This window comes from Microcoleus sp. PH2017_34_RAT_O_A (assembly GCF_020737885.1).
Classification (GTDB): domain Bacteria; phylum Cyanobacteriota; class Cyanobacteriia; order Cyanobacteriales; family Microcoleaceae; genus Microcoleus.
In genome coordinates this window covers 24,755-34,011 of sequence record NZ_JAEQDD010000101.1, presented here as the reverse complement: position 1 = coordinate 34,011, position 9,257 = coordinate 24,755, and the positions used below count along the sequence as shown (strand labels likewise).

The 9,257-nt window shown below is 45.0% G+C and carries 10 protein-coding genes; 8 read left to right on the top strand and 2 right to left on the bottom strand.

Features of this window, described 5'->3' with window-relative positions:
• Positions 1–75 precede the first annotated feature (75 nt).
• Both JGK11_RS27025 and JGK11_RS27020 read right to left on the bottom strand, forming a co-directional pair.
• The gene (locus JGK11_RS27025) at positions 76–1,317 is read right to left on the bottom strand and encodes a biotin/lipoyl-binding protein (RefSeq protein WP_293213598.1); all 1,242 of its coding nucleotides are present in this window, start codon (positions 1,315–1,317) and stop codon (positions 76–78) included.
• Positions 1,318–1,483: 166 nt separating this feature from the next.
• Positions 1,484–1,954 carry a MarR family transcriptional regulator gene (locus tag JGK11_RS27020; RefSeq protein WP_293182904.1) on the bottom strand — a complete coding sequence of 157 codons (471 nt, stop codon included), beginning with the start codon at positions 1,952–1,954 and terminating at the stop codon, positions 1,484–1,486.
• A gap of 338 nt (positions 1,955–2,292) precedes the next feature.
• Here JGK11_RS27020 and JGK11_RS27015 point away from each other — a divergent pair, with 338 nt between their 5' ends.
• The 8 genes from JGK11_RS27015 to JGK11_RS26980 all read left to right on the top strand — a co-directional run bounded on the left by JGK11_RS27015 (position 2,293) and on the right by JGK11_RS26980 (position 9,127).
• The gene (locus JGK11_RS27015) at positions 2,293–2,604 is read left to right on the top strand and encodes a hypothetical protein (protein WP_293213595.1); all 312 of its coding nucleotides are present in this window, start codon (positions 2,293–2,295) and stop codon (positions 2,602–2,604) included.
• 120 nt (positions 2,605–2,724) lie between these two features.
• Positions 2,725–3,387 (top strand): class I SAM-dependent methyltransferase, encoded by a 663-nt coding sequence (locus JGK11_RS27010; protein WP_293197373.1) that lies wholly within the window; start codon positions 2,725–2,727, stop codon positions 3,385–3,387.
• Positions 3,388–3,513: 126 nt separating this feature from the next.
• The gene (locus JGK11_RS27005; RefSeq protein WP_293182898.1) at positions 3,514–3,750 is read left to right on the top strand and encodes a DUF433 domain-containing protein; all 237 of its coding nucleotides are present in this window, start codon (positions 3,514–3,516) and stop codon (positions 3,748–3,750) included.
• Positions 3,750–4,103, top strand: a complete 354-nt coding sequence (locus JGK11_RS27000) for a DUF5615 family PIN-like protein (RefSeq protein WP_293182896.1) — start codon at positions 3,750–3,752, stop codon at positions 4,101–4,103. The genes JGK11_RS27005 and JGK11_RS27000 overlap by 1 nt, the downstream gene beginning before the upstream one ends.
• A 24-nt stretch (positions 4,104–4,127) precedes the next feature.
• On the top strand, positions 4,128–4,838 hold the full coding sequence (locus JGK11_RS26995; protein ID WP_293182894.1) for a M15 family metallopeptidase: 711 nt from the start codon (positions 4,128–4,130) through the stop codon (positions 4,836–4,838).
• Positions 4,839–5,271: 433 nt separating this feature from the next.
• The gene (locus JGK11_RS26990; RefSeq protein ID WP_293182892.1) at positions 5,272–6,345 is read left to right on the top strand and encodes a glucose-1-phosphate thymidylyltransferase; all 1,074 of its coding nucleotides are present in this window, start codon (positions 5,272–5,274) and stop codon (positions 6,343–6,345) included.
• Between the two features lie 108 nt (positions 6,346–6,453).
• A complete protein-coding gene (locus tag JGK11_RS26985) occupies positions 6,454–6,987 on the top strand; it encodes a hypothetical protein (RefSeq protein ID WP_293182890.1) in 534 nt (177 codons plus the stop codon).
• A 10-nt stretch (positions 6,988–6,997) separates the two neighbouring features.
• Positions 6,998–9,127, top strand: coding sequence for a glycosyltransferase (locus JGK11_RS26980; protein WP_293213592.1), 2,130 nt, complete (start codon positions 6,998–7,000; stop codon positions 9,125–9,127).
• The last annotated feature ends 130 nt before the right edge of the window (positions 9,128–9,257 follow it).

Genomic DNA, 9,257 nt, shown 5'->3' with positions numbered 1-9,257 from the left:
GTCAACGACAAACCCTTGAATCTCGGTAAATGGTTTATCGATATTTTTTACCGCCCTGAGCCAGTATTGGCATGATTATTTATTTGGAAGTCCCTTAGCAGCATCATACTGCGATCGACTGACCTTAGTTTGCTCGCCCGTAGCTTGAGCCTGTTGCAATCCGCCCTTCGATGCAGCCAGTTTGGCTTCGGCGGTGCTGATTCCTTCCTGGGCTACAGCGACTTTAGCTTGGGCGCTGGCGATGCCGACTTTGGCTTGGGCGACTTGAGCTTCAGCTTGCTTTACTCCTTCTTGAGCTTGCGCTACTGCTGCGATCGCTGCGGTGACGCCTTCCTTGGCTTGGGCTAACCTGGCTCTAGCTTGGGCAATTCCTTGTTGGGCTGCGGTGGTTTGGCCTTGGGCTACTTCGTAGGCGGCTCTCGCTGCGTCTAGTTGCTGGCCGGCGATCGCACCTTCTTGCTGCAAACTTTCGTACCGTTTATAATCTGCTTGCGTTTTCACGAGATTAGCTTGCGCTTGCACTAGCTGAGCTTGCGCTGCGGCAATACCGGCTTCGGCTTCCGTCACTTTAGCTTGGGCTTGGGGAATTCCGGCTTCAGCTTGGGCGACTTTGGCTTGCGCTGCGGGTACGCCGGCTTCAGCTTGAGCGACAGCAGCTTCGGCTGCGGGTACGCCTTGTTGGGCTTCCCTAATTGCTGCTTGGGCGGTGGAAATGCCAGCGTTGGCGGTGCCGATATCTCCTTGGGCTTGGGCTGTTTTACCTTGGCTGGTTTGAGAGGCTAGGGAAATATTCGCTTGGGCTGCTTCGGCTTGGCGGCGGGCGTTTTCTAAGGCTGCTTGGGATTGTTGCAGTTTAACTTGGTAGTCGCGGGGGTCGAGTTTGATCAGCAGTTGGCCCGGTTTTACTTGTTGGTTATCTTCTACTAAGACTTCGCCGACTGTACCGTTGATGCGGCTGCTGACTTGGTGGATGTGTCCGGCTACTGTGGCGTTTTCGGTTTCTTGGTGGATGGAGGCGTATTGCCAATAATTGTAGCCAAAGCTGCCTGCTGCGATCGCCCCGATGCCCAGCGCTGCTAAAATTATCGCTTTCGGGGCTTTTTTCTTCGGCGTTTCCGGCGCCGGCAGGGGTGCTTGGATTTCTGTTTCTGGGCTGGTTTTTAGCTCTGCGGGGGCGCTGATTTCTGTTTCTGGCGCGGGGATTACTGGTAGGCTTTTTGCTATGGTGTTGTCGATCGGCTTTTCTAAGAGGGCTACTGCTTTGCCTTTGCCGTTACCGTTGAATTCTTCTGGGTTGATTTCGTTTGTGCCTTTCATGGTATTTGACTCCTGATACTTTAGTAAGATGTCGTTTGGTTAGGGTACGTAGTTTTTATTTAGTAAGACTGCTTTTTTTAAGAGTGCGTAGTATTTTTGAGTTGTTTTTAATGTAGTTGAGGTAGATGCTGCTGCGCTTCAGTCGAAAGAGCTATTTGTTGGCGGTTTAGGAAAGATTGACGATCGCCCGATCGATCAATTGGGAGAAGAGTTCTCGATCGGCTTTGGAAATGCCAGTCATTGACTTCTCTCGGATCTCCGCCACCAGCGGTGGCAGCACGTCTTGCAGTTCCCTGCCTGCATCCGTTAGCCAAATTCGCCAAATCCGCCGATCGCGCGTGTCTCTCTCGCGGCGGACTAAGCCTCTTTCTTCCATGCGATCGAGCACGCCTGTGAGTGTACCGCCTACCTGTTGCAGTTTGTCGCCAATGCTGGAAGTTGGCAAGCCGTCTTCTTGCCACAAGCAGCACAGTACCAACCAGTGAAATGGTGTCAGCCCAAATGGTTCGAGTATCTCTTGCAACCTGCGAGTCCCTAGCTGCCCTAGCAGTTTGATGCGGTAGCCCAGGCTGTGGGGGGCGAGAACATCGTGCCACCTAGCTAGATATTTGCGATCGACTGTGGATATAGTAACCATCGGCTTATTACTTAGCGTTCGTATTATTAGTGTAAGATGTTATTTGGGAGCTGTCAAGGGGCGATCGCGGATTTTCGGTCATCGGATTTGAGATTTGAGATGGAGTCGGCAGCAAGTAAGTCAGTACAATGAGGGCGATCGCCCACGCTCGATCGCAAAAAACAGCTAAATTTTCGTCAAACTTGTTTGGATTTCTTAATTATTCCTAAAATAGGAAGCTCAAAGTTGCGATCGCACTTTATTCTAGTCCCAGGAAATCAGTACACCAAGTTCAATAATACCGACGATAATAATTTGTTCTATTCCTATATAATTTAGTCTCTCAAGGAGTGATTAATGTGATGTGCGAAGAGCAAAGAAAAAAAATAGATCAAATCATTCAGCAATTAAAGAACGCCCAATCCGAGGTGCAAGAAGCCTACGAAACAACAATGATGAGTGATGCCAAATGCGCCGTGTCTAGCCTGTGTGATGATTTAAAAAAAAATGAGTCGATCGATCCGTCTATAAAGAGCCAGCTCATGCCTTATTTTGAAGCCGCTCATTCAGCTATTCTTAGTTCTGAATCAACGCATAAACGAGCCGGAATCTGTGGTGACAAGCTGAATGAAGCAGAGTCTTGCATAATAAAAATACTGAGTAAACTCTGAAGAGAATGATTTAAAATTGGATCAGGCGAGTCCCGGAAAGTCCATCCTGGGGAATCTGTTTACATTTCTTAATTATTAGTAAAATAAGAAGAGTAAAGTTACGATCGCACATCGCACGTTATGCCACTCCAAGGAAATCAGCGCACCAAGTTAGACGACACCGACGACAATCTGTTTTATTCCTATCCCCGGTTTGTGACGCACGTAGACGAGGGATTCATTCAGCAACTAACCGACTTGTATCGGGAACGCCTGAAACCGAATACTCGGATTTTTGATATGATGAGCAGTTGGGTGTCTCACTTGCCCGAGGAAATGGAATTTGCTCATGTCGAAGGGCACGGCATGAATGAAGAGGAGTTGGCAAAAAATCCCCGACTGAATCATTATTTCGTGCAGAATTTGAACGCAAATCCTAAATTGCCACTGCCCGATTCAGAGTTTGACGCGGTTGTCAACTGCGTTTCGGTGCAGTATTTGCAAAACCCGGATGCGATTTTTGCCGAGATGCACCGGATTTTGAAGCCGGGGGGCGTCGCAATTATCAGTTTTTCCAACCGGATGTTTTATCAGAAAGCAATTGCGGCTTGGCGGGAAGGTTCGGAGGGCGATCGGGTAAAATTAGTCCAGGGTTACTTTGATTCCGTCAAAGGAGCGAATATACCCGGATTTAGCAAGCCGGAAGTAATTGCTAAACAGTCTAGCTTGCCGAGTTTTATGCAAATGCTGGGGATGGGAGGCGGCGATCCATTTTATGCGGTAGTTGCTTACCGCCAAAGTTAGGATTTTTTTAAATGTTTGTAGTGAGGACTTTAGTCCGCTGATTTTTTTGAGCACTAAAGTCTTTACTACAAACCGAGCTAGAGTTACGCTCTCTCTTAGAATATATTTAACAGTGGCTCCTAAAACATGGACAACCAACTTTTGCAACGCATCACACTCGATCCAAATATCTGTCACGGAAAACCCTGTATTCGCGGTCTCAGATATCCAGTAGAGTTGATTCTTGAATTACTTAGTTCAGGTATGAATGCTAAAGAAATTATAGATGATTATGATGATTTAGAACATGAAGATATTCTAGCTGCTTTGCTATTTGCAGCACGGCTGACTCAAGTGAAAAGCATATATCGAGTATTAGTGTAATGAAGTTTTTGGTAGATGCACAATTACCAGTACGTCTGGCACGCGTTTTGCAATCTGCTGGTTGCGATACTATTCATACTAAGGATTTACCTCGACTCAACGCAACTCCCGATTCAGAAATTAACTTGCTTTCAATGCAAGAAAGCAGAATTGTTATCACCAAAGATCGAGATTTTCTCGATTCATTTCTGATTAGCCAGCAACCTTACAAGCTGTTAATATTGACGACTGGCAACATAAATAACAACCAACTTATAGACTTATTTGTGAATAATTTGCCGCATTTGGTTGAAATGTTTGAGGAACATTCATTGATAGAAATGAATCGCGATACAATTGTAGTTCACCAGTAATAATTAAGTAGGTAAAACCTTGATATGAAACCATATCAGCAAATAGAAATTGACGAATGCGGCGAGCCTTTAGTCCCAATTCCACCAGAAGATTTTGCCTTTGAAATTCCGCACCCTTATCAAAAGTTGGGTGCTCCCTATCACAACAGCAAAGCAGATTCACCTTACTATTTGCGGCAAGGAGTTGTAGATAGTTTAGTAGCAGCTCAAACTCAGCTACAGCAAAATCATCAAAATTGGAAAATTCTGATATTTGATGCTTATCGACCCGTGGAAGTCCAGCAATTTATGGTAGATTATACTTTCAATCAAATTGCCGTAGCTCAAGGCTGCGAATTTCCGGTTTCCGAAGACAAACGCCAAGTAATTATAGAACACGTGTATCAATTTTGGGCTGTGCCGAGCCTCGATCGCGCGACGCCTCCTCCTCACAGTACAGGTGCAGCTTTAGATGTAACTTTAGTCGATGAACATAATCGACCAATTGATATGGGTTCTCCGATTGATGAAATATCAGAACGTTCTTATCCCGATTATTTTGGTAATAGCAAGGACGCGCAACAACAGCAATACCACCTGCACCGGCAAATATTGAAAGATGCGATGATAGCTGCTGGTTTTGAGCAACATCCTAACGAGTGGTGGCATTTTTCTGTGGGCGATCAGATGTGGGCGTGGTTGACAAATAACAAGAATAGTGGTAGTCAAGTTATCGCCCGATACGGCCGCTATTAAACCATTTTAGATTTTAAATGACTGAATGCTCGATCGCCATAAATCATTTGGATTGCAACCGCTAAGATATAGCAGTGGACAGTTGACAGTTGCAGAACGGGAATCAAATCATTGATGCAGAACGGGAATCGACTCTATTCATGAAGTTATTTATGTCTTCACCCATGTGGCGGTTGCTATACTGAAAACCTTCTTGATTCCTGAAACCCCTGCTTTGATTACTTCTTCCTTCTGTCAACTGTCAACTGTCAACTGTCAACTGTCAATTGTCAACTGTCAATTGTCAACCGTCAATTGTCAACTGTCAATTCTTCCTTCTTTTGGGTCAGCTATTGCCAGCGGGGTAGCCGTGCTTTAAAATTAACGAGAGCTAACAAGTGCAGGCAAATCAAGCCAGCACCGCAAACTCTAAAGGATAACTTAGATTTCACCAATGAAAGCACTCATCCTCTCTGGCGGCAAAGGAACACGCTTGCGTCCCCTCACCTATACGGGTGCTAAGCAGTTGGTTCCTGTGGCAAATAAGCCTATACTGTGGTACGGAATTGAAGGCATTGTGGCGGCTGGGATTACGGATATCGGGATTATTATTAGTCCTGAAACAGGTGAAGAGGTGAAGGCGAAAACAGGAGATGGCTCTCGCTTCGGTGCAAAAATTACTTATATCTTACAATCAGAGCCGGCGGGACTCGCTCATGCAGTAAAAATTGCGAGACCATTTTTGGGTGATTCTCCATTTATTATGTATTTAGGAGATAACTTAATTCAGAGTCAGCTAGATCCGTTTTTAGAGAATTTTAATAAGCAAAAACTAGACGCTCTAATTTTGCTGCGCCCAGTTCCCAATCCCAGTGCTTTCGGTGTAGCAAAGGTTGATGAGAATGGGCGAGTTTTACAGTTAGTAGAAAAACCCATAGTTCCGCCGTCTAATTTAGCACTGGTGGGGATTTACTTTTTTGCTCCTACTATTCACGAGGCGATCGATCAAATTCAACCCTCGCCCCGCGGGGAACTCGAAATTACTGATGCTATCCAACAGCTAATCAATCAAGAAAAACACGTAGAAGCCTGCAATTTAGATGGTTGGTGGTTGGATACCGGGAAAAAAGATGATTTGCTGAGTGCAAACCAAATCATTTTAGATAGCTGTATTGTAGCTTCAACTGAATTAAAAGTAGATGCCAAAAGTCAAATTATCGGGCGAGTGCAAGTAGGGGAAGGTAGTGAAATCATTAATTCTACAGTTCGCGGGCCTGTGGTAATTGGGGAAAATTGCCGCATTGAAAATTGCTTTATCGGGCCTTACAGCAGTATTGCCGATCGCGTGACGATGGTTGATGCTGATATCGAACACAGTGTAATATTGCAAGGGGCGAAAATTGTTGGCATTCACCAGCGAATTGTTGACAGCGTGATCGGACAGCGAGCTCAACTCACAAATGCGCCGCCGCGTCCTAAAGCGTTGCGGTTTATGATTGGTGATGACAGTCAAATCGAGTTAGTATAACTTAGGATTTGCACTATTCTCGTAGCGGCAATTTACCCGATGGTGCGCGTTGCTACGTCTACGAGATGGTGCCCCTCGGCGCACCATAAATTTAAAGGAGGCGGAAGATTGCAGTACGAAGAAATACCGACTCAACAAATTATAGATAAACTGCGGCAAACTTTGGAGCCGCGAATTGGTATTGCTGAGTTGTCGCTGTCGGAAAGACCAAATAGTGCGATCGCCCAAAATGAAGATGACGAAGACATTGCGCTTCTCAAAGCGGGCTTTGACATTTATAACATTCCAATTACATCTTACCAAAGGCGGCTCGGTTCCGCAGTCATCGCCGTCAGAAAAATTGTCCGAAAATTGCTCAAGCCCGTACTAGACAGACAAGTAATTTACAATTTCGCCAATACCCGCGTCGTGCAAACCTTGAGCACACAGTTGCAAAAATTGCAAGAAAATCAACAAACTCTAGAGAAAAAACTTACATCGGAATTCAGCAGCGGGTTTCCCGAAGTGACAGCGCAGCTTGAGAGTCAACAACAGGCGATCGCAAATTTTCAGTCTGAAGTAGAGCAAATCAAAGCAGTACAGCAGCAACATACTGCTATTTTAGAGGAGATTAGCGCTCAATTGGGCGATCGACAACCATAAAGCATCAAAGATGACTACACTTCCTATATGCTCATTTATTATAGTTAACTATAATGGTCTGCGCCACACCAAAGACTGCTTGAAATCCCTACAAAAACTTGCGTATCCAGAATCACAACTCGATTTAATTGTAATTGATAATTGCTCTCAAGACGATTCGGTTAATGCTTTGCGCCAACTGTTTCCAAAAGTTCGCATTTTTGTGAATACCGCCAACAACTTTGCCAAAGCCCTCAACCTCGGCATCAGCGAAGCAAAAGGGCAATACATCGGCTTTCTCAATAACGATGCAACGCTTGACAGTCACTGGCTGGAAATATTAGTTAAACGCCTAGAAACTGACAATAAAGTTGGTGCAGCTAGTGGCAAATTGCTGTTTAAAGACGGGCGAATCAACAGCGCGGGCATTCAGCAATTACCTAATTTTTATTGGCAAGATGTCGGTTTTGGCGAAAAAGATTCGGGACAGTATAATACAGAAAGGGAAGTAGAAGGGCTTTGTTGGGCGGCGGTGCTTTTCCGCAGAGAATGTCTGGAAGATGTCGGGCCGATTGATGAAGATTTTGTGATGTATTTTGAAGATGTAGAGTTTTCCAAACGCTGCCAAAAACGCGATTGGAAAATGCTTTATACTCCCGCAGCTATCGCCCATCACGAGTATCGAGGTTCGAGTAAAGGTAGCAAACTCACCGAGTATTTCTGCAACCGCAATCGATTTTTGTATTTGGCGAAACACGAACCTCTGCAATTAGTGAAATCGATTCATACTTCGGATTTTTTTAGTAACAAGCAGTACGATTTGCTGTTCGAGAGTTTGTTTTTCGCGATTAAAAAACTGCTAGATTATCAGAAACCGGAAATCGTCGCAGCGGTACTGCCGCAGTTGACGGAAAAGTTGGCGGTGATTTACAGTAGAATGAAGGTCGATCGCATTTTACCTCGATTGGAGGTGGTTAGGGGCGATCGCAAAATGTCGATCGCAATTTACGATCACGGACTGCATTTTATCGGCGGCGGGCAAAAATACGTCGCTACCATCGCCTCGCTGCTGCAAAATGAATTTGAGATTACTTTTATCGCCAACAAACCCGTGGCTGTTTCCGACTTAGAGTCGTGGTACGGAATCAACGTTTCAGGATGCAAAATCAAGATTATTCCGTTGCAGTTTTACGAGAAACGTGGAATGCAGTGCATCGATTCCAGTATCATCGCTGAGGATATGGAAAATCCCTTTGATGAAATTGCCAGAGAAAGCAAAAATTACGATATTTTTGTCAACGCCAACCAACTCGAAAAAGTCAAACCGCTGTCGCCGATATCAGTATTTTTCTGCCACTTCCCGAATACTTTTCGCAACCGTCATTTTGCTGTGGATGATTACACTTTTATTATTGCCAACAGTCAATTTACTGTCAAGTGGTTGGAGAAACGTTGGAATTTGCAACCCACTTTTATGCTGTATCCGCCCGTGGAAATGGCTACAGCTAAAGTGTCGAAGGAAAAGATAATTTTAGCTGTGGGACAGTTTGAAGCTGGAGGAACAAAAAAGCAAATTGAACTCATCCAAGCTTTCCGCAGTTTGCTAGTAAATTATCCAGATGAACTTCAAGGATGGCGGCTGATTTTAGCGGGTAGCAGTGTTCCGAAAAATCCTTATTTAAAGACGGTTCAGAATTTGTTGAAGCAGGATTCAAGGGCGATCGAACTTAAAGTCAATGGTTCCTTAGATGAGGTAAAATCGCTTTATGCTAAATCGAGTATATTTTGGCATGGCTGCGGTTTGGGTGAAGTCAATCCCCAAAGGTTTGAGCATTTTGGGATGGCGACTGTTGAAGCAATGCAAAACTGTTGTGCTCCGATCGCGTTTTGTGGCGGTGGACAACCGGAAATTGTCGAACACGGGCGATCGGGCTTTTTGTTCAATACGGTTGAGGAACTTTGCCGCTATTCACATCAACTAATTGCTCATCCCGATTTGTTAGCAGAACTTCAAGCTGGTGCACAGCAACGCAGTCAGAACTTTAGACTCGCACCTTTTGAACACAAAGTCAAGAGTTTTTTTGAGATTATTCACCAGGAATATGCTACAATTCGGCTGCCAAATCCAGGCGAGATTGCTCAAATACTCGATCGACCTTAAGCATACAGATATAGCTGTGGGTAAGGACGTGGCAGTGTCTGTTAGTGTTAAGTTAAGCCTCGATCCCCCCTAGCCCCCCTTAAAAAGGGGGGGACAAGAGTATTCTCAAAGTCCTGCTTCTTAAAAAGGG

Bases quoted from the DNA above. Each gene is read 5' to 3' on its own strand.
- JGK11_RS27025 (WP_293213598.1), bottom strand. From the start codon at position 1,317: ATGAAAGGCACAAACGAAATCAACCCAGAAGAATTCAACGGTAACGGC.
- JGK11_RS27020 (WP_293182904.1), bottom strand. From the start codon at position 1,954: ATGGTTACTATATCCACAGTCGATCGCAAATATCTAGCTAGGTGGCAC.
- JGK11_RS27010 (WP_293197373.1), top strand. From the start codon at position 2,725: ATGCCACTCCAAGGAAATCAGCGCACCAAGTTAGACGACACCGACGAC.
- JGK11_RS27005 (WP_293182898.1), top strand. From the start codon at position 3,514: ATGGACAACCAACTTTTGCAACGCATCACACTCGATCCAAATATCTGT.
- JGK11_RS27000 (WP_293182896.1), top strand. From the start codon at position 3,750: ATGAAGTTTTTGGTAGATGCACAATTACCAGTACGTCTGGCACGCGTT.
- JGK11_RS26995 (WP_293182894.1), top strand. From the start codon at position 4,128: ATGAAACCATATCAGCAAATAGAAATTGACGAATGCGGCGAGCCTTTA.
- JGK11_RS26990 (WP_293182892.1), top strand. From the start codon at position 5,272: ATGAAAGCACTCATCCTCTCTGGCGGCAAAGGAACACGCTTGCGTCCC.
- JGK11_RS26980 (WP_293213592.1), top strand. From the start codon at position 6,998: ATGACTACACTTCCTATATGCTCATTTATTATAGTTAACTATAATGGT.